This window comes from Kribbella sp. NPDC051137 (genome assembly GCF_040682535.1).
GTDB classification, from domain to species: domain Bacteria; phylum Actinomycetota; class Actinomycetes; order Propionibacteriales; family Kribbellaceae; genus Kribbella; species Kribbella karoonensis.
Genome location: NZ_JBFBBI010000004.1, coordinates 499,889 through 526,726, shown reverse-complemented (window position 1 = coordinate 526,726; position 26,838 = coordinate 499,889). Strand labels below are relative to the sequence as shown.

Below are 26,838 nucleotides of genomic sequence, written 5' to 3'. Positions count from 1 at the left end.
TCTACGCTGACGTGGTGACAGAAACCCTCAACGCCGTCAGGAAGGTTGGCGGGCCACCTTCGTGACCTCGTCGAGGAGTTCCTGCAGTTGCGAGGCGAGCCGGGTGCGGCCGCCGGGGGAGAGGGACGCGACCAGTTCGGACTCACGGGTCAGCACCTGGTCGACGGTTTGCTCGATCAGGTCGTGCCCGGCCTCGGTGAGCGCGACGAGCACCGCGCGGCTCCCGTCGTCGGCCGAACGCCGCGTGACCAGCCCGCTGTCCTCGGCCCGGGCCACCCGCTGGGAGATCGCGCCCGCGGTGACGAGCGTCCGGCGGGTCAGCTCCCGGGTGCTCAGTTCGTACGGCGTGCCCGCGCGGCGCAGCACGCTGAGCAGGTCGAGCGTGGCGGGGTCGACGCCGGCGTCCGCGAGCACCCGGCGCCGGTCGTCGGCGAACAGTTTCGCCAGCCGCCACAGGGGAGTGACGATCTCGATCGAGTCGGTCGGCGTCCCGGGCCGCTCACGCTGCCAGGCCCTGGCGATCTCGGCGGCCGGGTACGGGCTGGGGGCGTCGAGCGGATAGTTGTCGGTCACAGCGACCATGGTACGTTTAGGTCTAAACATTTAGCTCTAAACGATGGGAACGAGATGCGAACGATCGTGGTGACCGGCGGGGCGACCGGGATCGGGCGGGCGACCGCGGCCCGGTTCCGAGCGGACGGGGACGACGTGGTGATCACCGGACGCCGGGCCGACATGCTCGAGAAGACGGCGGACGAGCTCGGGGCCAGGGGAGTGGTGTGCGACGCGACCGACCCGGTCCAGGTCGAGCGACTGCTCGGGGAGTTGCCCGAGCGGATCGACGTACTGGTCAACAACGCCGGTGGCAACACCGACTTCGGCCGCCCGGACGGCGATCTCGCCCAACTGAAGGCGAACTGGCTCGCCAACCTCGAGGCGAACCTGATCAGCGCGGTCCTGACGACCACCGCGCTCGCGCCCCGGCTGACCACCGCCGTCGTCCATCTGGGCTCCATCGCCGGCGTCCGCGGCCCAGGCTCGTACGGCGCCTCGAAGGCCGCGCTCGCACTCTGGAACGCCGACGTCGCGGCCGAGCTCGGCCCGCACGGCGTGACCTCGAACGTCGTCGCGCCGGGCTTCACCGCCGACACCGAGTTCTTCCAGGGCCGGTTGACCGGCGAGCGCCGCCAGACGTTGCTCCAGGCAACGCTGACCAAGCGGGAGGGACAGGTCGATGACATCGCCGGTACGATCCACTTCCTGGCCTCATCGGCCGCGCGTCATCTCACCGGGCAGGTGCTGCACGTCAACGGTGGTGCGTACGTCACCCGTTGACGGCTGACAACGTGAGCCAGGTGTGACAATGGGCGACATGCGTCCCACCGTCAAAGATGTCGCCAAGCTGGCCGGGGTGTCGCCGAAGACGGTGTCCAACGTGATCAACGGCGTCGTGTTCGTGCGGCCGGAGACCCGCGCCCGGGTGGAGAGCGCGCTCGCCGAGCTCGACTACGTGCCGAACATGAGCGCCCGCGGCCTGCGCAACGGCCGTTCCGGCATGATCGCGCTCGCGCTGCCCGACCTGCTCCGTCCGTACTCGGCGGAGATCGTCCACCTGGTCGTCGAGCTCGCCCACGACCGCGGCTGGGGTGTGCAGATCGAGCAGACCGCGTCCGAGCCGAACCGTGAGTTCCAGCTGCTGTCCAAAGCGCGGGCCTACCTGGTGGACGGCCTGATCCTGAACCCGGTCAACCTCGACGACAGCGCGGTGATGTCGGCCGGTCCGCTGCCGCCCGTCGTGCTGATCGGTGACGTCGACCAGGACGTCGTCAGCCAGGTGGCGATCGACAACGTCGCCGCCGCCCGCGACATGACCAGGCACCTGCTGGCGAAGGGCTGCCGGCGGATCGTCGCCGTCGGCACCCCCGAGGTTCCCCGCGGCTCCAGCGGTGAAGGTGTGCTCGTCGGCTCGGCGGAGTCCCCGGGTACGGCGGCATCGCGGCTGCGCACCACTGGGTACTGCGAGGCGCTCGAGGAGGCCGGCGTACCGGTCGATCCTGCCCTGCGGATCCCGCTGGACCGCTGGCGACCGGAGGGCGCGGCGACTGTGGTGGCGAAGTACCTGACCGAGCACGAGCTGCCGGACGCGTTCTTCTGTTTCACCGACTCGATGGCGTCCGGGACGCTGTCGGCGCTGTGGGGCGCGGGCGTCGACATCCCGGGGCAGACGCTGGTCGCGGGGTTCGACAACATCCTCGAGAGTCAGTTCATGATCCCGCCGCTGACCACGATCGACTTCGACCGGCGGGCCTTCGTGGCGGCCGCGCTGGACCTGCTCGAGGAGCGGATGGCGGACAAGAACGCCCCGCCACGCAGGGTGATGATCCCGCACCGGGTGATCGAGCGCGCCAGCACCGCACGCTAACGGATACGTTTACACAAAATCACACACGAAGATGCTTGTCTGATCATTCCAACGATGTAATCATCGGTCCCGCCCCCAAAGGAGACCGAATGAGTGAAGATTTCTCCCGGCGCAGCCTGCTCAAAGCGGCGGCTGCGCTGGCCGGTGGCGGGTTGCTCGTCGGCTGCGCACCCGGTGCGTCACGCTCGGCGACCGACCTGAGCTACTGGCACCTTTTGACCGGTGGTGACGGGACGGTGATGGCCGGCCTGGTGGACGCCGTCAACGCCGCGAACCTCGGCTTTCACGCCACCCAGACCGTGCTGGCCTGGGGACCGCCGTACTACACGAAGCTCGCGATGGCCTCGGCCGGCGGGCGTGCTCCGGACGTCGCGATCATGCACGCTTCCCGGCTCGCCGGGTACGCGCCGGGCGGACTGCTCGAGCCGTGGGACGTCGACCTGCTCGCCGAGGTCGGGCTGCACGAGAGCGATTTCCCGGCCCGGGTCTGGGAGAAGTGCCACTACGACGGCAAGCTCTACGCGATCGCGCTCGACACGCACCCGTTCGTGCTCTACTACAACACCGAGCACGCCGAGAAGGCCGGCGTGACCGAGGCACTGCACTCGATGAAGAGCCCGGAGGAGTTCACCGAGGTCGCGACCAAGCTGCAGGCGGTGACCAAGAAGCACGGCCTGTCCTATGGCTATCTGGGTGACGGTGCTCAGATGTGGCGGCTGTTCTACACGCTCTACCGGCAGACCGGCGCGGACATGAAGCTCGTCCCCGGTCAGCAGGCGCAGGTCGACAAGGACGCCGCGGTGAAGACGCTGACCTTCATCCGCTCGCTGCTGAACGACAAGATCGCCTCCCGCAGCGGCGACGGCGGTACGGCGACCAGCGAGTTCCTGCACGGCGAGAGCGGCATGTTCTTCGGCGGCGTCTGGGAACTCCCGGTGCTGAAGGACGCGAAGATGCCCGTCGACGCGCTGCCGATCCCGACCTTGTTCGGCACCCAGGCCGCGTACGCCGACTCCCACACGTTCGTGCTGCCGCGGCAGTCGAAGGCGTCGCCGGAGCGCCGCAAGCACGTGTACACGATGGTGGCGGAGATCCTGAAGCGGTCGGTGAAGTGGGCCGGCGGCGGCCACATCCCGGCGTACCAGCCGGTGGCCAAGGGCGCGGAGTACCAGGCGCTGAAGCCGCAGTCGAACTACGCGGGGATCCCGGCGTACGTGAACTACGACCCGGAGGTCTGGTTCAGCGGCGCGGGCAGCGACTTCCAGAACTACTTCGCCGAGAACGTGCAGAACGTGTTCCTCGGCAGTGGTGATCCGGCGGCCGGCTTCGACGGATTCGTCGCCCGGCTGAACAAGTTGCTCGACCGTCCGCAGCCGGTGTGAGAGGAGACCTGGAAATGTCGACTGTCATCGACTCTCCGGCCGCGGTAGCGGAGGAGAACCCGGCCAAGGGCCGGGCGCGCGCGAAGCGCGGTGAGACGCTCACCGGGTGGGCGTTCGCCGCGCCGTTCGCCGTACTGTTCGTGCTGTTCCTGGTGGTTCCGGCGGTGTACGGCCTGTACCTGAGCTTCACCGGCGAGACGCTGACCGGTGCCGGCAGCGGACTGGTCGGCTTCGCGAACTACGGCGAGGCACTGACCGACCCGGACATGTGGAAGTCGCTCGGCAACACGTTGTGGTTCACGGTGCTGAGCACGATCCCGCTCGTGGTGCTGTCGCTCGCACTGGCCCTGCTGGTGAACCTCGGCCTGCCCGGCCGCTGGCTGTGGCGGCTGTCGTTCTTCATGCCGTACCTGCTCGCGTCCACGGTCGTGGTGATGTTCTGGAGCTGGATGTACAACCCGACCCTCGGGCTGATCAACGGCGTACTGGCGAAGTTCGGGGCCACGCCGGTGGCCTGGCTGCAGGACCCGAAGGTCGCGATGATCTCGGTCGTGATCACCACGCTGTGGTGGACGATCGGCTTCAACTTCCTGCTGTACCTCGCGGCGCTGCAGAACATCCCCGAGCAGCAGTTCGAGGCGGCCGCGCTGGACGGCGCCGGCAAGTGGCGGCAGCTGTTCTCGATCGTGATCCCGCAGCTGCGGCCGACGACCGCGCTGCTGGTGACTCTGCAACTGCTCGCGTCGCTGAAGGTGTTCGACCAGATCTACATGCTGACGAACGGCGGTCCGGCCGGGAAGACGCGCTCGATCGTCGAGTACATCTACGAGTCCGGCTTCACCGGCTACCGGTTCGGCTACTCGTCGGCCATCTCGTACCTGTTCTTCGCGCTCATCGTCCTGGTGTCGCTGGCGCAGTACAAGCTGATCAACCGCAGGAGCGCCGCATGAGCACATCAGTGATCAAGCAAGGACACAAACCGGGGGAGAATCCCTGGAGCCTGTCGAGAATCGCGGCGCTGCTGGTGCTCGCGTTCCTCGCCGTCACCTGGCTGGTTCCGTTCGCCTGGTCGGTGCTGACCTCGTTGAAGAGCGAGGCCGACGCCGGTGCCTCGTCGCTCAGCTTCAACCCGCCGGACGGCTTCAGCTTCGCGGCGTACCGCAAGGTGCTGTCGGCCGGGGACATCCCGTCGTGGGCGTGGAACAGCCTGATCACGTCGGTCGCGATCACGCTGATCACGGTCGCCACCTCGGCGCTGGCCGGGTACGCGTTCTCGCGGGTGAACTTCAAGGGCAAGCGCTGGCTGTACGCCGCGATCATCGCGGCGATCATCATCCCGCCGCAGTTGCTGATCGTCCCGTTGTTCCGGCAGATGCTCGCGTTCAACCTGGTCGACACGTACTGGGGCATCATCCTGCCGCAGGCGTTCGCGCCCGCGATGGTGCTGATCCTCATACGGTTCTTCGACCAGATCCCGACCGAACTCGAGGAGGCGGCGCGGGTGGACGGCGCCGGCCGGCTGCGGGTGTTCTGGTCGATCGTGCTGCCGTTGTCGCGGCCGATCCTGGCGGCGGTGGCGATCTTCGTGTTCATCGGCGCCTGGAACAACTTCCTGTGGCCGTTCATCGTGACCACCGACGCGCACCTGATGACGCTGCCGGTCGGCCTGCAGACGGTGAAGAGCGCGTACGGCCTGCAGTACGCGCAGAACATGGCGTCGGCGATCCTGGCCGCGCTGCCGCTGGTCGTGGTGTTCCTGTTCTTCCAGCGCCAGATCATCAAGGGGATCGCGACCACCGGCTTCGGCGGCCAGTAGTTACCTGAGTTTTCTGAGAGAGCCGGTTCCGGTACGCGGGATTCCGGTCACGATCCCTTGAAAACATCGTCACTCTCAGCAAGGGTTGGCTGATCACTTCCGCGTCGTGACCGAGTGCGGGAAGGACGGGGAAGTGTACGGCCGTGCCTTGAGGAAGCGCGCGACCGTTACCGCCAGCACTCGGGGGCAGTAACGATGAGAAGGGGGAAGTGTGTCAGCGATGAGTAGGCTCGCCGGGCAGTGCCGTGATGCGAGGAGTCACGGCAACGCAGGTCTCGGACGAGCTGCGATCCAACCGGCGGTCTGCACCGGCATCCACGAGGTGAACTCGTCGATCCCGTCGGTGCGGCCGCGACGCGTGGCGGTGCTCAGGTTGAGCAACGGTTTGACCACCACGCTCCGACTCAGGTCCGGTGCGGAGGCACCGGTGCCTGGCAGCACGGTCTACGTCCAGGGTGGCCGGGGCATGGGTGACGAGCCTGTCTCAGGTGGGGTCATCCTCGCGTCGAGCGAGCCCGTCCGGACGTGGGCGAACTGAGTCAGTGACTCGCCGGTCTCAGGTGTCCAACGCCCAGCTGAGGCCGGCAAGTACCTGGAACGGTCAGGACTCCATCGGATCCGTGAACTCACGGATCTCGATGGGGGAGTACGGCGCCTCCGGGAGCCGCGCGGCGATCTGCGTCGCGCGGTCCAGGTTCGCGCAGTCGACCACGTAGTACCCGGCCAGCACTTCCTTGGCCTCGGTGAACGGCCCGTCGGTGACCGCCGGCACACCGTCCCGGACGCGGACCACGCGGGCGTTCTCGACGGTGAGGCCGATGCCGTCGACGAGTTCACCGCTCGCCGTCAGTTCGGCGCTGAGCTTGTGATGTTGTTCCATCACCCCGTCGATGCCCTGCGCGTGCAGGGCATCCCAGGTCTCGTCGTTCCCGTAGATCAGCAGCATGTACTTCATCGCCTCACGGTAGCGACTACCAGGTGGCACCGGCAGGCTGGCGCACCGTCGTGTTGAGGCGGTTGAACATGTTCGTCAGCCCGATCATCAGGACGATCGCGGCGAGTTCCTTCTCGTCGTAGTGGTCGGCCGCCGCGTTCCAGATCTCGTCGGAGACCGCGGTCGGGTTGTCCGCCAGCCGGGTCGCCGCCTCGGCCATCTCGAGCGCGGCCCGCTCGCCGTCGGTGAAGAGGTCGGAGTCCCGCCAGGCGGCCACCTGGTGCAGCCGCTCGTCGGTCTCGCCGTTCTTCAGCGCCGACTTGATCCCGCCGAACACACAGGGCGAGCAGCCGTTGATCTGGCTGGCCCGCAGGTGCACGAGCTCCAGCACCTTGCCGTCGGTGCCGGACTGCCCGATCGCCTTGTAGATGTTCTGGATGCCCTTGGTGGCGTCCGGCAGGATCATGGCGGGGTTGGTCATCCGTGCTTGCATCGTCGTTGTCTCCATCAGGTCTTGGTTGCTTTCATTCCCCTGACGGATGCTGCGCGGCGGATGTGACAGCGAATCGGAGATCTTTCGCGAGCCGGGTTTCCACCGGTACGGCGGGGTCGGAGTACTGCCCGGTCAGGCAGATCGGACCGGCGTACCCGAGCTGCTGCAGCGCCGCGAACACGGCCGGCCAGTCGGACAGCCCGTCCTCGGCCTCGACGAAGTTCGGCTTCCAGGCGCTGCCGGTCCGGACGTAGTGCACGTTCTTCAGGTTGACGATCCCGAGGCGGTCCGCGCCGAGCTCCAGCGTGACCGCGGGATGATCACCGGCCAACGCGTCGTGCGCCGCGTCCCAGACCAGCTTGAACCGCTCCGGCAACCCGTCCAGCAACTGCAGTACGCCGAGCGTCGACGACACGTACCGCCCGTGGTGCGGCTGGACCCCGATCTGGACGTCGTACCGTTCCGTGAGTACGACGGACCGCTCGAGCAGCGCGCGGTTCCGTCGTACCGACGCGGCATAGCCGTCCGCGCCGAGCTCGGCCATGATTCTGATGATCGGGACGCCGGCCTCCGCACAGGCGGCGAACACCGGCTCGGACAGGTCGCTCGCGACGCTGATCGGCGCGACACCTTCGGCCCGCAACCGCGCCGCGAACTTGGGCAGCTCGGCCTCGGCGTTCGCCGGCGTGACGTACGCCGTGTCCCGCACCGGCACCTCGGCGCCGCCGAACCCGATCCCGGCGACCAGCCGACCGAGCTCGGCACCGGGCATGCCCGCCCACGGTTTGGTGAAGACGGACCACAAGTAGGACATCAACGGCCTCCCAGGCCACTCATCGTGATTCCACGGACGAACCATCGTTGGGTAAGGAAGAACAGGACGATCAGCGGGATCGTCGTGACGGTCGCGGCCATCAGCAGCAGGTTCCACTGGGTGCCGTTGGTGTCCTGGAACACCTGCAGCCCGACGGACGCCGTACGGGTCGCGTCGCTGTTCGAGATCACCAACGGCCAGAGCAGGTTGTTCCACTGCCCGATGAACTTGAAGACCGCCAGCGTCGCGATGGCCGGTACGGCGAGCGGCACGATCACCCGGACGAACGCCTGCCAGCGGTTCGCGCCGTCCAGCCGCGCGGCCTCCTCGTAGTCCCGCGGGATGCCCAGGAAGAACTGCCGGAGCAGGAACACCCCGATCGCGGTGAACGCGTGCGGAAGGATCATCCCCGGCCAGGTGTCGATCCCGTGCAGCTTCGCGACCAGCACGAACTGCGGGATCAGCGTCACCTGCGACGGGATCATCAGCGTCGCGAGGTAGATCCCGAACAGCCAGCTCCGGCCCGGGAAGTTCAGCCGGGCGAACGCGTACGCCGCGAGCGCCGCGGTCACCGTTTCGAGGATCGTCGTACCGGCGGCGAAGTAGATCGTGTTCAGCAGGTACCTGCCGAGCGGGACCAGGTCGAACGCGCGGGTCAGGTTCTCCGGGTGCCAGCTGCTCGGCCAGAACGACGGCTTCGCGGCCATCGACTCGGCATCGGACTGGAACGCGACCAGCACCATCATCACGACCGGGATCAGCGTGACCGCGGTGACCAGGAAGCAGGCGAAGACGACGAGCTTGCGCCTGAGCTGAGCTGTCTCAGTTGTCATAGTGGACGAGCCTCCGCTGGAACAGGAACTGGCCTGCGGTGATGATCACGATGAACGCGAACAGGACCAGCGACTGCGCGGCGGCGTACCCCTGGTCGTAGTTCTCGAAGCCGGTCCGGTAGATGTACATGACCAGCGTGGTGGTGCGGGTGCCCGGTCCGCCGTTGGTCATGATCAGCGCCTGGTCGAAGACCTGGAACGAGCCGATCACCGACGTCACGATCACGAAGAACAGCGCGGGGGACAGCATCGGCAGCGTGATGTGCCGGAAGCTGTTCCACGGCGACGTACCGTCCACGCGGCCGGCCTCGTAGAGCTGCTGCGGGATCGCCTGCAGGCCGGCCAGGAACACCACCATGCCGAACCCGAAGCTCTTCCACACGCTCATCAGGATCAACGCCGGCATCGCCCAGGCGTCCGAGATCAGCCAGGACGGGCCGTCGATCCCGAACCGGCCCAGCACGGCGTTCACCAGTCCGTCGTGCGGGATGTACAGCCAGATCCAGACGAACGCCACCGCGACCGTGATGGTTGCGTACGGCAACAGCAGGAGGCTGCGGAAGACCGCGATCCGTTTCAGGCCCTGGTTCAGCAGCAGCGCGAGGGCCAGGCTGACCAGGATCGTGAGCGGGACGCTGACCAGCGTGAAGTACGCCGTGTTGCCGAGTGCGGCCCAGAATGTCGGGTCCGGGCCGAGCCGGGCGAAGTTGTGCAGACCGGCCCAGGTCGGGGCGCTGAACAGGTTCCAGTTGAGGAGCGAGATCACGCCTGCGGCGACGACCGGTCCGGCGGTGAAGATCAGGAATCCGGCGAGGCTCGGGAGGATGAAGAGCCAGGCGGTGAGCGCCTCGCGGCTGCGCCACCGGGGCGTCGGGGCGGAATCTGCTGTCATGGTGTCACCCCTTCCTGGCCGTGGCTTGCCGGACGGTGTCGAGATGCTGCCGCATCAGTACGTCGAGACGTGGCGTCAGGCCGCGGATCGCGTCCGCGACCGTGACCTGGCCGAGGAACGTCCGCGGCAGGTCCTGGCCGAGCAGTTGCTTGACCTGGTTCCAGTTAGTGGTGACGTCGAACGCGTGCCCGCCGGCGAGCCTGCCGGCCAGGATGTCCTGCACGATGCCGAGGTTGTCCGGCGGCGGCTGGAACGCACTGCCCGCGCTGAGCCGCGCCGGGTTGTTGCGGCCGGCCTTCGCGTAGATGTCGAGTGCGCCGGTACTGGTGAGCGTCTTGAGCAGCTTCCACGCGAGGTCGAGCTGCGGCCCCTCGCGTACCCCCGACGGAATCGCGAAGCTGGATCCGGACACGCGCGGCGTACTGCCGTTCGCGCCGGCCGGGAACGGGATGATGTCCCAGTCGAACTTGGCTTTCCGGGCATTCACCACCTGCCACGGGCCGTTCTGCATGAACGCGACGTTGCCCTGCAGGAAGTTCGACAGCGAGCTCTCGGTGACCAGGTTCTTGATCGGCGGCGTCACCTGGTCCTTCACGAACAGGTCGATGACGAACTGGAGCGCCTGCATCGCCTCCGGGTCGCCGAGCGTACTGCGGCTCGCGTCGGCGCTCATCACGTTCCCGCCGGCGCAGTAGATCCAGGAGACCAGGTCGTCGATCGCCGGCGCACAGGTGAAGCCGTACTGCTCGCCGGGTCGGGTGAGCTGCTTGGCGAGGTCGCGGAACGTCGCCCAGGACATCGGCTCGGTCGGCGAGGGCAGCGGGATGTTCTGCTTCTTCAGCAGGTCCTTGTTGTAGTACATGACGGTCGGCGCGACGTCGAAGCCGATCGCGTACGTCGTGCCGTTGAAGCTGGAGATCTTCCGGCTGGTCTCGTAGAAGTCGTCCAGCCGGAAGTCGGGGTCCGCGGCGATCAGGTCGTCCAGCGGGCGGTGCGCGCCGCGAGCGGCGTACGTCGGGATCAGCGTGCCGTTCAGCGCGGTGACCAGGCTCGCCGTACCGCTGACGAGTTGCAGGTCGAGCTTGGTCGGGTAGCCGGGGGACGGGGTCAGGGTGGCGATCGACTTCACCTTGAGCTGCTGCTCGACGTACTTGCCGAAGGCGTCCCAGACCTTCTTCTCGGCGGCGCTGCTGGACCACATGGACCAGGTCGCCGTACCTGCCGACGGACCTGTCGAACATCCGGCCGCCGCGATCCCGAGACCGGCCGCGCCGGTCATCCTCAGGAAGCCGCGGCGGGACAGCTTGGTGTGCATAAGACTCCTCACCGGTAGAGCAGGTCGATCGACTCGGCGCGGATGCGCTCCTCGTCGACCTCGACGCCCAGTCCAGGGGCGGTGGGGACCGTCGCGACGGCCTTCGTGATGCTGAGCCCGTCGACGTACAGATCGGTCAGCAGCTCCGGCCCGTTGAGCTCGGCGGGCAGGGCGAGCTCGAGCTGACTGAACACGTGCAGGGCGGCGGCGAACGCGACGCCGCAGTCGGTGAGGCCGCTGGCCAGGATCTCGAGGCCGCCGGCGAGCGCGGTCTGGGCGGTCTTCAGCGCGTTCCGCAGACCGCCGGACTTGCAGACCTTGATCACCACCAGGTCGGCGGCGTCCAGCCGGATCGCGCGGGCCAGGTCGGGGGCCGAGAAGCTGCCTTCGTCGATCGCGACCGGCAGGTCGATCAGCCCGCGGAGTCGCTGCATACCGAGCGTGTCGGTGCTCGGCACCGGCTGCTCGACACAATGGATCGTGCGGATGTCCCGGGTCCGGTCGAGCAACTGGCGGAGCGCGGCCGGGCGGTACGACTGGTTCGCGTCCAGCCACAGGGGCTTGCCGTCGGCAACGTCCGCGACGGTCTCGATCGCGGCCGCGTCCGCATCCAGGTCGCCGCCGATCTTGACCTTGTACGCCGCATAGTCCGACGACTGCGCCGCGTGCGCGCGGACCGTGTCCTGGTCGCCCACCCCGATCGCCGAGCAGAGCGGGATCTCGTCGTACACCTTGCCGCCGAGCAGCGCGTGCACCGGGACGCCGGCGAGCTTCCCGGCCGCGTCGTGCATCGCGACGTCGACGGCCGCGCGGGCGAACGGGAAGCCGTTCGACACCGCGGGGCTGAGTCGCTTGGCGGCGCGCTGGTGGAACAGCTCGACGTCGAACGGGGTGAGTTCCTCGAGGATCGGCGCCAGGTGGCGGCGAATGACGACGGCCATCGTCTCGGCGGTCTCGTAGCTCCAGCTCGGCAGCGCACGCTGCTCGCCCCAGCCGACGACGCCGTCCTCGGTGGTGAGCTTGACGAACACCACCGCACCGGACTGGTCTGACGCGGCCCCGGGGGAGCCGACGGCGCCGCTGCCGAGCACGAACCGCCTCGCGAACGGCACCGCGACCGGGAACACCTCGACCCGCACGATGCGACTCATGCCGCTCATGCCGCTCATGCCGCGATCGACCAGGTCGCGGGGTCGACGAAGCTCGGTCCGCGGGTCCCGTCCGCGAGCCACCGGATCGCGTCGCGCAGCACGTAGCCGGCGAGCGCCAGGTGTCCCTCGGCGGTGTCACCGGCGATGTGCGGTGTCAGCAGCAGGTTCCCGGACTGCAGGACGTGCTCCGCGAAGGAGGGCGGCTCGGGATCGTAGACGTCCAGCGCCGCGTAGATCCGTCCGCGCAACGCATGTTCGAGCAGCGCCGCCTGGTCGACCGCCGGTCCGCGGGACGAGTTCACCACGACCGCCCCGTCGGGCAGGTTCTCGATCAGCTCGCGCGTGATCATGCCCTTCGTCTCCGGCACGTTGGGCACGTGGATGCTCAGGAACGGCGCAGCGGCAACGTCGTCGAGGGTCGTCGTACGGACGCCGAGCTCCGCGGCCCGCTCGTCCTGGAGGTACGGGTCGTAGACGGCGAGGTCGCACTCGTACGGTGCGAGCATCGCGATCAGCGCCCGCGCCGTACTGCTCGCGCCGACGATGCCGACCTTCGCCCCGCGCAGCTCGTGTCCGCGGTACGCCGTCTGCTTCCACCCGCCGCCCCGGACCGCGGCGTCGAACCGCGGCAACCGCCGCGCCAGCGTGAGCATCGCCCCGAGGCAGTACTCACCGACCGACCAGGCGATCCGGGGCCCCGCCGTGAACACCCCGACGCCGGCCTGGAGCACCTCCGGATCCACGAGGTTCTTCACCGTCCCCGCCGCGTGCGCGATCACCTTCGGCCCCTGCCCCTCGGCCCAAAGCTCCTTCCCGAGCCGAGGCGTCCCCCAACTCGTGAGCAGGACCTCCGCCCCGGCCGCCAACTCAGCGACTGCCGCCGGATCCAAGGCCGGAGGCTTACCCGGCTGCGCCGGGCCGGCCGAGTGCCGGTCCTCGGCCCACACGACCTCGAAGTGCTGATCGAGGAGTGCGCGGGTGTCGGCGTCGATCACGTCGTCGGCACGTTCCGGGGACATCAGCACGGCGAGTCTTGGCACCGGAGTAGCTCCTTCGGTCGGGGTGTGGGGTTGACGGTAGGCGCTTTCCGTTATGCAGGTCCAAGCCCATTTCCGTATGAACCGATACCGTGCACGCATGGACCTGTCGCTCCAGCAACTCCGGGGATTCGTCGCCGTCGCCGAGGAACTGCACTACGGCCGAGCCGCGCAGCGGCTGAACCTCACCCAGCCGCCGCTGACCCGCCAGATCCAGGGTCTGGAGCGGACCCTCGACGTCCGCCTCTTCGACCGCACCGGACGCGGCGTCCGGCTGACCGCGGCCGGCGGCGTCTTCCTCGAGCACGCCCGCCGCGTCCTCGCCCTTCTCGAAGTCGCGCCGGAGGCGACCCGTCGCGCGGCCGACGGCACCACCGGCACGCTGCGACTTGCCTTCACCGCGATCGGTGCGTACGCCGTACTCGCCGACTTCCTGACCATGGTCGGCAAGCGCACGCCCGGCGTGACGGCGGAGCTGACCGAGCTCGTCAGCCCCGCCCAGTTCGAGGCGCTCGCGAACCTGGAGATCGACCTCGGCCTCGTCCGCCCGCCGATCCCCGACCGGTTCGAGTCCCTCCTGGTCCACTCCGAGGACCTTGTTCTCGCCGTACCCGCCGCGCACCCGCTCGCGTCCGGCGCCGGACCCGTCTCACTGGTCGACGTCACCGACGAGTACATCGGCTACAGCCCGGAGGGATCGCAGTACCTGCACGACATCTGCGCCGCGATGATCGGCATGGACCGGTACGCCGTCAGTCAGCTCGCGTCGCAGGTACCGACGATGCTCGCGCTGGTCCGCGCCGGCCTCGGCTGCGCGCTGATCCCGCGTTCGATCATGGCGATGGGCGTCGACGGCGTCCGGTACCGCGAACTCGACGCTTCCGACGCGCACTCGGTCACGCTGCACGCCTGCTGGAGCCCCGACAACCCGAACCCGGCCCTGCAACGCCTCGCCGAGTCCCTGCGCGCCGACCCGCATTTGACTTAGAGCGAACTCTCATTCGTACGCTGCGAAGCATGACTGCTCAGCACAAGATCGGCTCGGGATTCGGGCATGACAATACCGCGGACGACGTCCTGGCCGGGATCGACCTGACCGGAAAGCTCGCGATCGTCACCGGCGGATATTCCGGTCTCGGCCTGGAGACCACGAAGGCGCTGACGAAGGCCGGCGCCCACGTCGTCGTACCGGCACGCCGCCCGGAGGTCGCGCGGGAGGCGCTCGCCGGGATCGATGCCGTGGAGGTCGACGAGCTGGACCTCGGCGACCTGGACAGCGTCCAGGCGTTCGCCGACCGGTTCCTCGCTTCTGGCCGGTCGATCGACCTCATGATCGACAACGCCGCGATCATGGCGAGCCCGGAGACCCGGGTCGGCCCGGGCTGGGAGGCGCAGTTCGCGACCAACCACCTGGGGCACTTCGCACTGGTGAACCGGCTGTGGCCGGCGATCGCGGCGGACGGTGGTGCCCGGGTGGTGTCGGTGTCCTCGTCGGCGCACCGGCGGTCGGACATCCGCTGGGACGACCTGGAGTTCCGGCAGGGGTACGACAAGTGGGCGGCGTACGGGCAGGCGAAGACCGCGAACGTGTTGTTCGCCGTGCAGCTCGATGCCCTGGGCAAGGATTCCGGGGTACGGGCGTTCGCGCTGCATCCCGGCGGGATCCTCACGCCGCTGCAGCGGCACCTGCCGCGGGAGGAGATGGTCGCGTTCGGGTGGATCGACGAGGACGGGAACCTGCTGAGCCCGCACTTCAAGTCGCCAGCGCAGGGCGCGGCGACGCAGGTGTGGGCGGCGACGTCGCCGGAGCTCGACGGGCTCGGCGGTGTGTTCTGCGAGGACTGCGAGATCGCGGAGGTGTCGGAGGACAGCCCGCACGGCGTCAGGCCGTACGCGATCGACCCGGTGTCGGCGGCTCGGCTGTGGACGGTGTCGGCCGAGCTCACCGGCGTGAACGCGTTCGGATAGGGTCAGCGGTTTGTGGAGGCCTTGGAGATTGTCGAGCGGCTGCGCGCGTCCGGTTGTGTCTTCGCGGAGGACGAGGCTGCGCTGATCGTCGAGACCGCCCGGGATGCGACCGAGGTGGCGGCGATGGTCGAGCGGCGGGTCACCGGGGAGCCACTGGAGTACGTCGTCGGCTGGGCGTCGTTCTGCGGGCTGCGGATCGCCGTCGAGCCGGGGGTGTTCATCCCGCGCCGGCGCACCGAGTTCCTGGTCGCCGAGGCGCTGCGGGTGGTGCATGACGGCGCTGTGGTCGTCGACCTCGGCTGCGGCTCCGGCGCCCTCGCCGCCGCCGTCGCGGCGCAGACCAACCGCCACTCGACGGCGGCCGGGGGATCCGCGGCGCGGGGCTCGGCGGGAATCGCGGGACCCGAGGCGCCGTCCACGGCGCGTACCGCGGGACCTGGGGTGCGGCGGTCGGTCGGGGTGTATGCGGCCGACATCGAGCCGGTGGCGGTGCGCTGTGCGCGGCGCAACCTGGCGCCGTTCGGCGGGGTCGTCTTCGAAGGTGACCTCTTCGCCGCGCTGCCGGACGACCTGCGCGGGCGGGTCGACGTACTGCTCTCCAACGTCCCGTACGTACCGACCGACGAGATCCGGCTGCTGCCGCCAGAGGCGCGGCTGTACGAACCGCGCGTGACCCTCGACGGCGGCCCGGACGGACTCGCCACCCTGCGCCGGGTCGTCGCCGGCGCAGGGGAGTGGCTCACACCGGGCGGCCACCTGTACGTCGAGATGAGCGACCGCCAGGCACCCGTCGCGCAGGCCGTGATGGCCGCGGCCGGCATGCCCGCCGAGGTCGTCACCGATGACGACCTCGGCGCGAACGTCGTCCACGGATGGCTAGACCCGGCGCTGGACGTGGAGTAGGTATTCGCGCCGGTTGAGCGGATCGTGGTCGGTGCGCGGGCGGTCCGGCACCGGCCCGCTCACCGGCTGGTAGCGGTCGAACGACGACTCCAGAACGCCTTCGCCGCGGGTCAGCGCGGGGAGTTGCTGTTCGAGTTCGTACACCGCGGCCGCTGGGATATCTCCTTCCAGCGTTGAGGTTTCCGCGGCCAGGGCCGGTACCTGCGGGATCGCCCGGAGCCGGGCGAGGGTCGCGAGTACGGCGCGGGTCGTGTCGGTCGGGATCTCCAGCCGGAAGCGGTGCAGCGGCTCGTGCACCGTCGTACCGGCCTGCTGGAGAGCGGTCATCAGGACCAGCGGGGTGAGGAACCGGAAGTCGCCGGCCGTACTCGACATGCTCTTGTCGAACACCGCGTGCGCGTGACTCTGCCGGGCGGAGTACCCCGAATGCGTCATCACCACGTGGGCGTCCGGGATCTGCCAGCCGTGCAGGCCCTGGTGCAGCGTCTCGCGGACGGTCTCCTCGACGGCCTTGATGAACGCGTACGGCATCGAGCCGAGTTCGACCTCGAGCTCGAACGTGACGCCCGCGTCGATTGGCCCGGGCTCGACCCGCAGTCCGACCGTGGCGAGGAACGGGTTCGGGTCCTTCTTGTTGAACTCGACGGCCTGCCCGGTGCCGGCGATCCGCTCGATGCAGATCGTCGTGGTCTCGCGGAAGTCCACCGCGATCCCGTACTCGGTGGCCAACGTGGTCTCGATGACCTCCTTCTGTACTTCGCCGTACAGCGACACGTACGTCTCCTGGCGGAGGTCGTCCTGGCGCAGGTTGATCAGCGGGTCCTGCTCGGCGAGCTGGGTGAGCGCGACCTGCAGGTTGCCCTTGTCCGACAGCCGCCGCGGCGTCACCACCGTCTCCAGCGTCGGCGGTGCGAACTTCGCGGAAACAATTCGCCGCCTGGTGACGGTTTTGTTCCGGAGATCCGAGATCGTGTCGCCGATCCTGATGTCGGGCAGGCCCCAGAGTTTGCCGATCTGTCCCGGGCCGAGCGTGTCGCCGTACGTCTCCAGCGCGGTGATCTTCCCGTCCGTGTCGCCGTACCGGACGCGGTCGCGGACGGAGGCGGTGCCGGAGAACAGCCGCACGTACGCGATCTTCTCGCCGGCCGGACCGCGTTCCACCTTGAAGACCGTGCCGTCGAGCGGGGCGTCCGCCGTACCGGCGCGGGGGAGCAGGTCGCGGATCCCGTCCGTCAGCGCGTCGGTGCCGGCGCCGGTGATCGCGGACCCGAAGTACACCGGGTGCACCGTCGCCCGGCGGGTCTGGTCCACGAGTACGTCGTGCAGCGCGAGCGGGGCGCCGTCGACGTACCGCTGGAGCAGGTCGTCGTCGTGCTCGGCGAGGACGTCGAGGAGCGCGTCGTCCTGGACTATCGGCTTGAACGCCGCCTCCGGGGTGCCGAGACCGACCGCCTCGCCCATCGGGACGATCGCCGGGGTCAGCCGCGCCGCCAGCTGCCGCAGTACGCCGTCGTACTGCGCGCCCGGGCGGTCGAGCTTGTTGACGAAGATCACCGTCGGGATGCGCATCCGTTGCAGGGTCCGCATCAGGATCCGCGTCTGCGCCTGGACGCCCTCGACCGCCGAGACCACCAGTACCGCTCCGTCGAGCACGCTCAACGCGCGCTCCACCTCCGCGATGAAGTCCGGGTGGCCCGGAGTGTCGATGAGGTTGACGTTCAGGTCGCCGATCCGGAACGCGGCGACCGCGGTCTTGATTGTGATGCCGCGCTGCCGTTCGAGCGCGAGCGAGTCGGTCTGGGTACTTCCGTCGTCGACGCTGCCGACCGCGTCGATGACGCCGGCGGCGTACAGCAGCCGCTCGGTGAGGCTGGTCTTACCGGCGTCGACGTGCGCCAGGATCCCAAGGTTCAGTACTTCCACGCAGCTTCATGTCCTTCGAACAGGTGTGAGTCGTTTCCATGCCAGACATGAAGCGAGGTCGCATGACGGACTCCTGTCGATCACCTGTTCGCGGTACTGCGTTCGAGTACACCAACTCCTCTCCGGGCGGACAAACCATTTAGCTCGGCCCTACATGTCAGTCGATCAGTGTGCCGAGCGGGGTGCCGCCCGCGATGGTGGTTGCCGCGTGCGGACGGTCGATGTCGAAGACGTGCAGCGGCAGGCGGTGGTCGCGGGCCAGGATGAACGCGGACTGGTCCATCACGCCGAGACCGCGGTCGATGACCTCCTGGTAGCTGAGGTGGTCGAAGCGGCGGGCGTCGGGGTGCCGGTTCGGGTCGGCGTCGTACACGCCGTCGGTGCCGTTCTTGGCGACCAGCAGTGCGTCGGCCTGGAGCTCGATCGCGCGTTGCACGGACGGGTAGTCGGTGGTGGTGAACGGCTGACCGTTGCCGCAGGCAAGCAGCACGATCGCGCCCTTCTCCAGGTGCCGGAGGGCGCGCAGCCGGATGTACGGCTCGGCGAGGTTGTCGATCGGGACCGCGGTCATCAGCCGTACGTTCTCCGCACCGAGCGCCGTGAGCCGGCCGCGGAGCAGGACCGCGTTGATGACCGTGCCGAGCATGCCGATGTTGTCGGCCTCGACCCGGTCGATTCCCCAGTCCTCGGCGCGGTTGCCGCGGAACACGTTCCCGCCGCCGATCACCACCGCGACCTGGACCCCGGTGGCGCGCAACGCGATCACCTCGGTCGCGAGGTGCGTCAGCCGGTCGCTGCTGAAACCGAACTCGTTCAAGCCGGCGATCGCCTGCCCGGAAAGCTTGACGACGAGCCTGCGATACATGCCGACAGGTCTATCACGAACTGTCGGCCCGCGCGGCTAGCCTCGGGGGATGAGCGAATGGCGGAAGCTTGCGCAGGCGTGGCACACCCGGTTCGGTACGTCGTCACTCGCCGACGGAGCAGCGTTCGCGCAGGCGGTGGCCGCGGCGTGCGCGGATCCGGAGTTGCGGCTCGCGCCGGCGTACGTCGACGTCGCGACCAGGGATCCCGCCACGGCCGAGCGGATCAGTGCGCTCGCGGCCGAGCACGGTCTGACCGCGGACCCAACGGCGGTCGCACAGCTCGAGATCGGGCTGGACACGGCGGACCTGGTGGAGATCGGGCCGTTCTGGGCGGCGGTGCTGACCGGGAGCACGGACTCCTTCACCGGGAATGACGTCATGGACCCCACCCGCCGGGTCGCGAACCTGTGGTTCCAGGGCACGACACCGCACGAGGCACCGCGCCAGCGCTTCCACCTCGACCTGTGGCTCCCTCCCGAGGTCGTGCCGTCCCGGATCGAGGCCGCGCTCGCCGCCGGGGGCAAGGTGGTGTACGACGACGAGGCGCCGATGTTCACCGTGCTCGCGGATCCGCAGGGCAACAAGGTCTGCTTGTGTACGTCGGAGGGACGCTAGATCTGCTAGCGTTGGCCGCGACTCGAGGAGGTGTGTGATGGCTAGGAAGGCTCTCCGGTTCCGCGCCGTTCCCTCCTCGGATGCTGTTCTCTGACAGCTCTTCTCCGGACCGTTCGGTGCGTTTCCCCGTACGTGCCGATCGAACCGGAGATCACGCATGTCCTCCGTGGACACCCAACTTCATGCTGCCCTCGCCCGTGCGGTGAGCGGCGTACCGCATCACGAACTGCGACGCAGGGCCGAGGCGCTCTCGCACCGCTACCGCACCGAGCAGATCGACGACGCGTCGCCGGGGATGAGCGACCCGCTCGACGCCCTCGCGTACGCCGTCGTACGGATGCCGGCCACCTTCCGCGCCCTGCACGCGGCGCTCGGGGCGGTCGTGCGTCACGTCGACAGGCCCGTCACCACCCAACTGGATCTCGGCGGAGGGACCGGGGCCGCCGCCTGGGCCGCCGTGTCGCACTGGCCCGGCCTTGCGATCGAGATCGTCGAACGCCAGTCCGCGGCCGTCGGAATCGGACAGAAGCTTGCTCTAGGCAACTGGCAGTGGACGACCGCCGACGTACGTCGCTGGACCGGCCGGCCGGTCGACCTGATCACGATTGGATACGTACTCAGCGAGTTGACCACCGACCTGCGGCGCGAAGTCCTGCAGAACGCTGCCCGCAACGCGCAGACGATCGTCGTCGTCGAGCCCGGCACGCCTGCCGGCCACGCCCGTATCCTCGAAGCCCGCGCGCTGCTCATCGAGCACGGCTTCCGGATCGCCGCGCCGTGCCCGCACCAACGCGACTGTCCGGTGGACTGGTGCCACTTCGCGACCCGCCTGCCACGCACCGAACTGCACCGGCTGCTGAAGGACGGCACCCGCAACTTCGAGGACGAGAAGTTCACGTACGTCGTCGCGACCCGGCACCCGGTCCGCCCGGCGGCATCCCGGGTGATCGCCCGCCCGGCCGCCCCGAAACACCGGGTCGTCCTCGATCTCTGTACGTCCGACGGCACCGCGGAGCAGGTCGTCGTACCGAAGTCGTCACCCGCCTACCGGTCGGCGCGGAACACGACGTGGGGGGATACCTGGGACTAGCACCGCAGCCCGCGGCAGGCTACCGTCCGCGGGCTGCGACCGGTTGCATGGTGGTGGCGCGGACGATGAGCGACGTGCTGAGCAGTACGCGCCGGTCGGGCCCGTCGGGGTTCTCCAGGCGCTCCAGGAGGAGCTCGACGGCCGCGGCGCCGGCCTCGGCCGCGGGGGAGGAGACCGTGGTGAGCGGCGGGTAGACCTGAGCCTTGAGTACGTCGTCGCAGCCGACGATGCTCAGGTCGTCCGGCACGGACAGGCCGTGCTGCACCAGTCCGGCCAGCACGCCGTGTGCGAGGACGTCGTCGAACGCGACGGCCGCGGTAGCGCCGGTGTCCAGCAGTGCCGGCACCGCCTGCATCCCGGCCTCGTAGTTCGAGACCTGGCCGGGCATCATCACCGCCTCGATGTCCGCCCGCTCCGCGGACCGCTTCACCGCCTTCTTGCGCTGCGCGTTCGCCCACGACCGCGACGGTCCGGCGAGGTAGGCGATCCGTGTGTGGCCGAGTTCCGCGAGATGCTCGACGGCCGCACGGACGCCGTCCGCGCTGTCGACGAGCACCCGCGGCAGGCCGGCGAGGTCGCGGTTCACCAGCACGACCGGGCGCCGCTCGGCCAGTTCGCGGATCTGCCGTTCGCTCATCCGGCTCGCGGCCAGTACGAAGCCGTCGGCCTGCAGGGTGAGCCTGCCGACCATGGTGTGTTCGCGGGCCGGGTCCTCGTCGGTGTTGCCGAGCAGCAGCGCGAGCCCGGACGTCTCGGCCCGTCCCTGCGCGGCACCGATCATCGGCGGGAAGAACGGGTTCGCGATGTCCGGCACGATCATCGCGAGCAACCCGTGCCGCCCGGTCGACAGCGCCTGCGCGGTGGGATTCGGCACGTACCCGAGCTGGGCCGCTGCCTCCCGGACCCGTGTCACGGTGTCCGGACGAAGCACCCGCGGATTGCTGAACGCCCGCGAGACCGTCGCGCGCGAGACCCCCGCGAGCGCCGCAACGTTGGTGATCGTCGGCGACGGTGACATGCTGCGCAGCCTAACCGTCCACGCAACCGGTTGCACGCGTTCCCGCTGTCACGGATGCGCGACGTACGCCGTCTTCTCCTCCGGGTCGAAACCGCAGCGCCGGTAGAAGGCGTGGGTCGACTCACGGCGGGAGCCGGTCTGAAGCATGACCTTGTAGCAGCCGGCGTCCCACGCCGCCTGGAGTGTCGCGGCCATGATCTGCTTGCCGAGCCCTGTGCCGCGGCGGGCTTCGTCGACGACGACGTTCTCGATCACGGCGTACGGCGCGCCGCCGCGGGTCAGGTTCGGGATCAGGTTGAGGTACGTCGTGGCGACGATGGCATCGCCGTCGACGAGCACGTACAGGTGCAGGCCGGGGCGGCCGAGGATCGTGGTGAACGTGTCGCGGGCGTCCGGTACCGATGGGTCGGCCGGGTGGAGCTGCCGGTACAGGGCGAGGACTCCGTCGAGGTCGTCGGCACGCGCCGGACGGAAGGCCGTCACAGGTCCGCCACCAGCAGGCAGAAGGGGTGCCCCGCCGGGTCGGCCAGCACATACAGCGGCTCGCCGGCGTCCGCCGCACGGTCGTGGAGCACGCGTGCGCCTAGGTCCTCCGCGCGCTTCCGGTGCCGCTCGAGTTCCTCGACGGACGGTACGGCGTAGTCGAGGTGCGCCTGCATCGGCACCTCGGGCGACGGCCAGGTGGACCGCTTCAGCTCGGCGACCTGCTGGATCGCGAGCTGACGGTTGCCGTCCGCGTCGAGCAGCACGATCCAGGTGTCGTCGTCGCCCGGCCGGAACCGCAGCCCGAGTAGGTCCCGGTAGAACTCCGCAAGCCCGCGCGCGTCCGTGGCGTCGAGCGCGGTGTGCATCCGCCGCGGGTACACGAGCTCGAAACGGACGATCACCAGTTCGTCGTTCGGCTTCAGGTCCGGGTAGTAGCTGCTGAGCCCGGCGATCACGTCGTGCGCACCGGCGAAGCCGTCCTCGAGCGCCTCTTCCTCGGTCACGGCGTCGACCCGCTTCGCGACCGTCCACACGATCCGCCCGGGCAGCCGCACCTCCTCGTCGAACTCGAACACGAGCGTGACCGGCCCGACCTCGACGGGATCGTTGTAGCGCATCGTGATCCGCTTGGTCCCGGCCCGGACCGCGTCGAGATGCGTGGCGCGGAAGCGCAGCTCCTGAAGCCCCATGGCGCCCGAGCCTACGTGCTGCGGAAGGACTGCCGATAGGCATTCGGCGGTACGCCGACAGCGCGCTGGAAGTGCCGCCGCAGCGTGGTCGCGGTACCGAGCCCGGCCGAAACGGCGACCTTCTCGACGGGGACGTCGGTCGACTCGAGCAACTGCTGGGCCCGGCGTACGCGTTGGGTCAGCAACCACTGCAGCGGTGTCTGACCGGTGACCGCGCGGAACTGCCGGCCGAGGTGGCGCGGGCTCGTGCCGGCGTGCTTGGCAAGGTCTGCGACGGTCAGCGGCTGATCGAGTCGTTCCTGCGCCCAAGCGAGGAGGTTGGCCAGCGAGTGGTCACCGCTCGGCTGCACGGGTGTCGAGACGAACTGTGCTTGGCCGCCGGCCCGGTGCGGCGGTACGACGAGGCGGCGAGCGACGGTGTTCGCGATCGTGGCGCCGTGATCTCGGTGGATGAGGTGCAGGCAGAGGTCCACAGCTGCCGCCTTGCCGGCGGCCGTCAGCACGTCGCCGTTGTCGGTGTAGAGGACGTCGGGGTCTACTTCCGCTTCCGGGTAGCGGGATTGGAGTTCAGCGGTGTGGGCCCAGTGGGTGGTGGCCCGGCGGCCGTCGAGCAGGCCTGCGGCGCCCAGGACGAAGGCGCCGGTGCAGAGCGACGCGATGCGAGTCCCGGAACTGTGGGCGGAGCGGATGGCGGCTACCAACGCGGCAGGTGGTCGCTCGTCGACGTCGGCCAGGGCGGGGACGAGGATGGTGCCGGCGCTCGCGAGCTGGTCCAGATCGTGTGACGGTGCCACCTGGAACGGGCCGACCTGGATGGGCGTGGGGCCGCAGAGCTGGACGTCGTACCAGTCGTCGACCCCGACCGGCGGGTTGCCGAAGATCTCGTAGGCGATGCCGAGCTCGAAGTGCAGCAGGTGGCCGATGGCCGCCACCGCGACGGTGTGCATGTCCGAAAGTGTACGGACGGTGTCGTTCCGGACTCTCACACTCGTGCAGCCGACGGCACGAGACTCGACCCATGAACGCCATCGTCGTATACGGCGCCACCGGCCACACCGGCCGTTTCGTCGTCGAAGAACTCCGCCGCCAGCACCTCCCGGTCATCGTCTCCGGGCGCAACGCGACCACCCTCGCGACGCAGTGGCCCGACCTGGACGTACGCCCGGCGGCCGTGGACGACCCGCACGCGCTGGATACCGCGCTGAAGGAGGCCGAGGCGGTGATCAACTGCGCGGGTCCCTTCGCCGTGACCGCCGAGCCGCTGATCGACGCGGCCGCGCGCCGGCGGATCCCGTACGTCGACGTCGCCGCGGAGATCGAGGCCAACGTCGCGACCTTCGCCCGCCGCAGCGACATCCCGGTGGCTCCGGCGATGGCGTTCTTCGGCGGCCTCGGTGATCTGCTCGCGACCGCGACCCGGCAGACGAGGGCGGACCTGGTGCAGGTCGCCTACGGGCTGAGCAGCTGGCATCCGACGCCCGGCACGCGGGTGGCCGGGCAGATTTCGCACGATCGCCGGAACGGGCGGCGGGTGCGGTTCGCGGACGGGCGGCTGCAGTACCACGCGGATCCCACGGTGCAGCAGGACTGGCAGTTCCCGGAGCCGGTCGGCCGGCGGGGGGTGTTCGCCGAGTTCAGCATGGCCGACATCGTCACGATCCCGAGCCACCTCGACGTCCGTGAAGTGCGGACGTACATGACCCTGGAAGCAGCGGGCGACCTGGCCGACGCGGACACCCCGGCACCGGTCGCGGTGGACGAGCAGGGTAGGTCGGACCAGACGTTCGTGGTCGACGTACGGGTCGGCGACGTACGGGCGTCAGCCACCGGGCAGGACATCTACGCGATCTCGGCGCCGCTCGCGGTGGGCGCCGTACGGCGGATCCTGGGTGGTCGGACGCGATCCGCCGGGATCGCGTCGGCGGGGGCGATGTTCGACGCCGTCGAGTTTCTCGAGGAATTGCCACTCTCGTTCGAGCTGCGGTAAATCGATTCCCGGCGGGACAATGGTGGTGCCCCTGCTGACCGCCCGCACAGCCGGAGGCACCGCCATGCCCGAGATCCGCCCGTCCCGTCGTACCCTCCTCCACCTCACCGCAGCCGGCACCGCAGCCGGCATGGCCGGCACTGTCACCGGAGCAGTCGGCCAGGTACTCCCGGCGTACGCTGACGGGGTCGACTACACCGCGCGCAAGACCTTCGACGACTGGGACCGCCTGTTCCAGAAGGGCGGTCCTGGCCAGCCGGACCAGCCGAACGACAACTCCAACCGTGACGGCCGGTCGGGCATGCTCGCCTGGAGCCAGTCGTACGTGCTGCTCGGCCTGGTCCGGATGTACGAGACGTATCGCGACACCTATTACCTGGACCGGCTGATCGACAACGTCGACCAGGTGCTCGGCGTACGGGACAGTGCGCGGGGCGTGACCGACTACCGCGGCCTGTCACTGCCCGCGTGGCGCGCGGACCACCCGTACACCACCGGCTACGCAACCCTTGCCGACGGCAACGGCCAGCCGCTGCTCGACCTCCGCGAGGCGCTCTCGTACGCCGAGGACACGACCGTCACCGTCAGCGCCGGAACTCGCGCCGACACCTTCACTGTCCGGCTCGAGAACACGTCAGTGAACCGGTCGGTCACGCACACAGACCTCTCGCTGGACCCGGCGAGCCCGGACTACGCGGTGACACGTATCTATGCGGCCGCCCCCGGGCCGCTGCAGTTGACAGCATTCGATCGGGGTGCGCGGCCAGGCGCCGTACCGGCGTTCGGCAGCTACCCGATGCACTGCATGCCGGTGATCTTCGCCGTACACACCGGCATGATCACGTACCCGATCGCCGCCTTCGTCCGGATCGTCGCGAGCTCACCGGTACTGCGCCGGCGGTACTGGCGGAAGGCGTCCGAGTACCTGACCGCCTGCCGCGAGGCCGTCGCCGTGCACGACTGGGAGTACCGCGACGGCGGCTACCTGGTCTGGCCGAAGACCCAGCCGCTGCCGTACGACGGATGCGAGCAGCCGATCAACCAGTCCGTCGGACTCGGGCAGACGCTCGTCGAACTCGCACTGGTGACCGGCGACCCGGCGTACCGGGCGAAGGCGGCGGCAATGGGGCGGATGCTCGCGGCGCAGCTCACCGCCGACAGCGGAGACGCCTACGTCTGGCACTACTGGCCGACGGGCGGGCACATCTACGACGGCTTCGCGAAGACCGGGGACCCGGAGACCGACGTCTCGATCTTCACGCCGTCGGGAGGGCCGGCGCGGCAGTTCGAGGACATCAGCCACGGTGCGATCGACGTCGAGTTCGCCGTACGGGCGTTCCGCGCGAAGCTGGCGTTCACCGGTCGGGACATGGAGCGGATCGCCCGGACGTTCACCCGCAACGTCGCCGCGACCGATGCCGACGGGCTGCCCGCGATCCACACCACCGTCGGCGGCGGCACCCTCGGCGGCCCGTCCGTCGCGGCCCAGGCTCCGCGCTGGATGCAGGTGACACCGTGGGACCCGCGGGTGCATGCTCACTGTCTGGCGCTCTACAACCGCAACCAGCCGACTCCGGAACGCGACGGCCAGCAGGCCATCGGCTTCGGCTGGCTCCTCGCCAATGTCGCCTACCTCAACTGGGGAGCCCGATGAGTACGACGTACCTGATGACCTCCAGCCTGAACGGCTTCGTCGCCGGCCCGGACGACGAGCTCGACTGGCTCTACGACCTGCCGCCCGCGGACCGCGACTTCGGTGCGTTCCTCGACGGCGTCGGCGCGGTCGCGATGGGCGCGTCGACGTACGAGGCGATCCTGCGCGACTCCGGGCTGCTAGAGCATCCCGAACGCTGGCAGCAGGCGCACGGCGATCGCGCGACCTGGGTCTTCACCCACCGCTCCGACCTGCCGAAGGTCCCCGGCGCGAACCTGACGTTCGCAAGCGACGTCACCGCCGAGCACCCGGCGATGGTCGAGGCCGCCGGCGGCAAGGACGTGTTCGTCGCGGGCGGCGGCGGGCTGGCGGCCGCGTTCGCGGCGGCCGGCGTACTCGACCGGGTCGTCATCGGGATCACGCCGGTGCTGCTGGCCGGCGGGAAACCGTTGTTTCCGGCTGAGGCGCGGTTGAGACTGGACGGGGTGGAACAGAAGGGTCAGGTCGTCTTCCTGTCCTACCAGGTCCTGTGACTCCTGTGGCAGGATTC

28 protein-coding genes are annotated in these 26,838 nt (G+C 69.2%); 13 read left to right on the top strand and 15 right to left on the bottom strand.

Annotated features, from left to right (window positions below):
• Positions 1-36: 36 nt before the first annotated feature.
• On the bottom strand, positions 37-573 hold the full coding sequence (locus AB0M51_RS23760) for a MarR family transcriptional regulator (RefSeq protein ID WP_344195318.1): 537 nt from the start codon (positions 571-573) through the stop codon (positions 37-39).
• Positions 574-627: 54 nt separating this feature from the next.
• On the opposite strand from AB0M51_RS23760, the gene AB0M51_RS23755 reads away from it, so the two are divergent.
• The 5 genes from AB0M51_RS23755 to AB0M51_RS23735 all read left to right on the top strand — a co-directional run bounded on the left by AB0M51_RS23755 (position 628) and on the right by AB0M51_RS23735 (position 5,620).
• Positions 628-1,335 carry an SDR family oxidoreductase gene (locus tag AB0M51_RS23755; protein ID WP_344195319.1) on the top strand — a complete coding sequence of 236 codons (708 nt, stop codon included), beginning with the start codon at positions 628-630 and terminating at the stop codon, positions 1,333-1,335.
• Positions 1,336-1,372: 37 nt separating this feature from the next.
• Entirely contained in the window at positions 1,373-2,422 is a 1,050-nt protein-coding gene (locus tag AB0M51_RS23750) for a LacI family DNA-binding transcriptional regulator (protein WP_344195321.1), read from the top strand.
• An 89-nt stretch (positions 2,423-2,511) separates the two neighbouring features.
• A complete protein-coding gene (locus AB0M51_RS23745) occupies positions 2,512-3,804 on the top strand; it encodes an extracellular solute-binding protein (RefSeq protein ID WP_344195323.1) in 1,293 nt (430 codons plus the stop codon).
• A 14-nt stretch (positions 3,805-3,818) separates the two neighbouring features.
• Positions 3,819-4,754 carry a sugar ABC transporter permease gene (locus AB0M51_RS23740; protein ID WP_344195325.1) on the top strand — a complete coding sequence of 312 codons (936 nt, stop codon included), beginning with the start codon at positions 3,819-3,821 and terminating at the stop codon, positions 4,752-4,754.
• Entirely contained in the window at positions 4,751-5,620 is an 870-nt protein-coding gene (locus AB0M51_RS23735) for a carbohydrate ABC transporter permease (protein ID WP_344195327.1), read from the top strand. Before AB0M51_RS23740 ends, AB0M51_RS23735 begins: the two co-directional genes overlap by 4 nt.
• Before the next feature lie 601 nt (positions 5,621-6,221).
• On the opposite strand, the gene AB0M51_RS23730 is transcribed toward AB0M51_RS23735, so the two are convergent.
• From AB0M51_RS23730 to AB0M51_RS23695, 8 genes are read right to left on the bottom strand one after another with little or no spacing between them, the layout of a single operon-like run.
• A complete protein-coding gene (locus tag AB0M51_RS23730) occupies positions 6,222-6,575 on the bottom strand; it encodes a YciI family protein (RefSeq protein ID WP_344195329.1) in 354 nt (117 codons plus the stop codon).
• 16 nt (positions 6,576-6,591) lie between these two features.
• Positions 6,592-7,035, bottom strand: coding sequence for a carboxymuconolactone decarboxylase family protein (locus AB0M51_RS23725; protein WP_344195331.1), 444 nt, complete (start codon positions 7,033-7,035; stop codon positions 6,592-6,594).
• Positions 7,036-7,078: 43 nt separating this feature from the next.
• On the bottom strand, positions 7,079-7,861 hold the full coding sequence (locus AB0M51_RS23720) for a sugar phosphate isomerase/epimerase family protein (protein WP_344195333.1): 783 nt from the start codon (positions 7,859-7,861) through the stop codon (positions 7,079-7,081).
• Positions 7,861-8,694: a carbohydrate ABC transporter permease gene (locus tag AB0M51_RS23715; protein WP_344195335.1), complete on the bottom strand. Its 834-nt coding sequence runs from the start codon at positions 8,692-8,694 to the stop codon at positions 7,861-7,863. Before AB0M51_RS23715 ends, AB0M51_RS23720 begins: the two co-directional genes overlap by 1 nt.
• Positions 8,684-9,586, bottom strand: coding sequence for a sugar ABC transporter permease (locus tag AB0M51_RS23710; RefSeq protein WP_344195337.1), 903 nt, complete (start codon positions 9,584-9,586; stop codon positions 8,684-8,686). Before AB0M51_RS23710 ends, AB0M51_RS23715 begins: the two co-directional genes overlap by 11 nt.
• A gap of 4 nt (positions 9,587-9,590) precedes the next feature.
• Entirely contained in the window at positions 9,591-10,901 is a 1,311-nt protein-coding gene (locus AB0M51_RS23705; protein WP_344195339.1) for a sugar ABC transporter substrate-binding protein, read from the bottom strand.
• 8 nt (positions 10,902-10,909) lie between these two features.
• Positions 10,910-12,052, bottom strand: a complete 1,143-nt coding sequence (locus AB0M51_RS23700) for an enolase C-terminal domain-like protein (protein ID WP_344195341.1) — start codon at positions 12,050-12,052, stop codon at positions 10,910-10,912.
• 14 nt (positions 12,053-12,066) lie between these two features.
• Complete coding sequence (locus AB0M51_RS23695; RefSeq protein WP_344195343.1) at positions 12,067-13,092, bottom strand: hydroxyacid dehydrogenase; 1,026 nt, start codon at positions 13,090-13,092, stop codon at positions 12,067-12,069.
• A 97-nt stretch (positions 13,093-13,189) separates the two neighbouring features.
• Between AB0M51_RS23695 and AB0M51_RS23690 the strand changes: the two genes are divergently transcribed.
• Genes AB0M51_RS23690 through AB0M51_RS23680 form a run of 3 tightly spaced genes read left to right on the top strand, consistent with a single transcriptional unit; the run spans position 13,190 to position 15,960 of the window.
• On the top strand, positions 13,190-14,077 hold the full coding sequence (locus AB0M51_RS23690) for a LysR substrate-binding domain-containing protein (protein ID WP_344195345.1): 888 nt from the start codon (positions 13,190-13,192) through the stop codon (positions 14,075-14,077).
• A 29-nt stretch (positions 14,078-14,106) separates the two neighbouring features.
• Positions 14,107-15,057, top strand: a complete 951-nt coding sequence (locus AB0M51_RS23685) for an SDR family NAD(P)-dependent oxidoreductase (protein WP_344195347.1) — start codon at positions 14,107-14,109, stop codon at positions 15,055-15,057.
• 12 nt (positions 15,058-15,069) lie between these two features.
• Positions 15,070-15,960 (top strand): HemK family protein methyltransferase, encoded by an 891-nt coding sequence (locus AB0M51_RS23680; protein WP_344195349.1) that lies wholly within the window; start codon positions 15,070-15,072, stop codon positions 15,958-15,960.
• On the opposite strand, the gene AB0M51_RS23675 is transcribed toward AB0M51_RS23680, so the two are convergent.
• Complete coding sequence (locus tag AB0M51_RS23675) at positions 15,934-17,883, bottom strand: translation factor GTPase family protein (RefSeq protein WP_344195351.1); 1,950 nt, start codon at positions 17,881-17,883, stop codon at positions 15,934-15,936. The two genes, AB0M51_RS23680 and AB0M51_RS23675, sit on opposite strands and share 27 nt — an antisense overlap.
• 157 nt (positions 17,884-18,040) lie before the next feature.
• Positions 18,041-18,748, bottom strand: a complete 708-nt coding sequence (gene pyrH, locus AB0M51_RS23670; RefSeq protein WP_344195353.1) for a UMP kinase — start codon at positions 18,746-18,748, stop codon at positions 18,041-18,043.
• A gap of 49 nt (positions 18,749-18,797) precedes the next feature.
• Here pyrH and AB0M51_RS23665 point away from each other — a divergent pair, with 49 nt between their 5' ends.
• Entirely contained in the window at positions 18,798-19,364 is a 567-nt protein-coding gene (locus tag AB0M51_RS23665) for a VOC family protein (protein ID WP_344195355.1), read from the top strand.
• A gap of 157 nt (positions 19,365-19,521) precedes the next feature.
• Positions 19,522-20,454 carry a small ribosomal subunit Rsm22 family protein gene (locus AB0M51_RS23660; RefSeq protein ID WP_344195357.1) on the top strand — a complete coding sequence of 311 codons (933 nt, stop codon included), beginning with the start codon at positions 19,522-19,524 and terminating at the stop codon, positions 20,452-20,454.
• A gap of 19 nt (positions 20,455-20,473) precedes the next feature.
• Here AB0M51_RS23660 and AB0M51_RS23655 read toward each other — a convergent pair whose 3' ends face one another.
• From AB0M51_RS23655 to AB0M51_RS23640, 4 genes are read right to left on the bottom strand one after another with little or no spacing between them, the layout of a single operon-like run.
• A complete protein-coding gene (locus AB0M51_RS23655; protein ID WP_344195359.1) occupies positions 20,474-21,472 on the bottom strand; it encodes a LacI family DNA-binding transcriptional regulator in 999 nt (332 codons plus the stop codon).
• A 48-nt stretch (positions 21,473-21,520) separates the two neighbouring features.
• Positions 21,521-21,955: a GNAT family N-acetyltransferase gene (locus tag AB0M51_RS23650; protein WP_344195361.1), complete on the bottom strand. Its 435-nt coding sequence runs from the start codon at positions 21,953-21,955 to the stop codon at positions 21,521-21,523.
• Positions 21,952-22,647 (bottom strand): VOC family protein, encoded by a 696-nt coding sequence (locus tag AB0M51_RS23645; protein ID WP_344195363.1) that lies wholly within the window; start codon positions 22,645-22,647, stop codon positions 21,952-21,954. The genes AB0M51_RS23650 and AB0M51_RS23645 overlap by 4 nt, the downstream gene beginning before the upstream one ends.
• An 11-nt stretch (positions 22,648-22,658) precedes the next feature.
• Positions 22,659-23,594, bottom strand: a complete 936-nt coding sequence (locus AB0M51_RS23640; RefSeq protein ID WP_344195365.1) for a helix-turn-helix domain-containing protein — start codon at positions 23,592-23,594, stop codon at positions 22,659-22,661.
• 71 nt (positions 23,595-23,665) lie between these two features.
• Between AB0M51_RS23640 and AB0M51_RS23635 the strand changes: the two genes are divergently transcribed.
• The 3 genes from AB0M51_RS23635 (at position 23,666) to AB0M51_RS23625 (ending at position 26,821) form a co-directional block, all read left to right on the top strand.
• Entirely contained in the window at positions 23,666-24,634 is a 969-nt protein-coding gene (locus tag AB0M51_RS23635; protein WP_344195367.1) for a saccharopine dehydrogenase NADP-binding domain-containing protein, read from the top strand.
• Positions 24,635-24,698: 64 nt separating this feature from the next.
• Positions 24,699-26,288 (top strand): hypothetical protein, encoded by a 1,590-nt coding sequence (locus AB0M51_RS23630; protein ID WP_344195369.1) that lies wholly within the window; start codon positions 24,699-24,701, stop codon positions 26,286-26,288.
• On the top strand, positions 26,285-26,821 hold the full coding sequence (locus tag AB0M51_RS23625) for a dihydrofolate reductase family protein (RefSeq protein WP_344195371.1): 537 nt from the start codon (positions 26,285-26,287) through the stop codon (positions 26,819-26,821). The genes AB0M51_RS23630 and AB0M51_RS23625 overlap by 4 nt, the downstream gene beginning before the upstream one ends.
• Positions 26,822-26,838 lie beyond the last annotated feature (17 nt).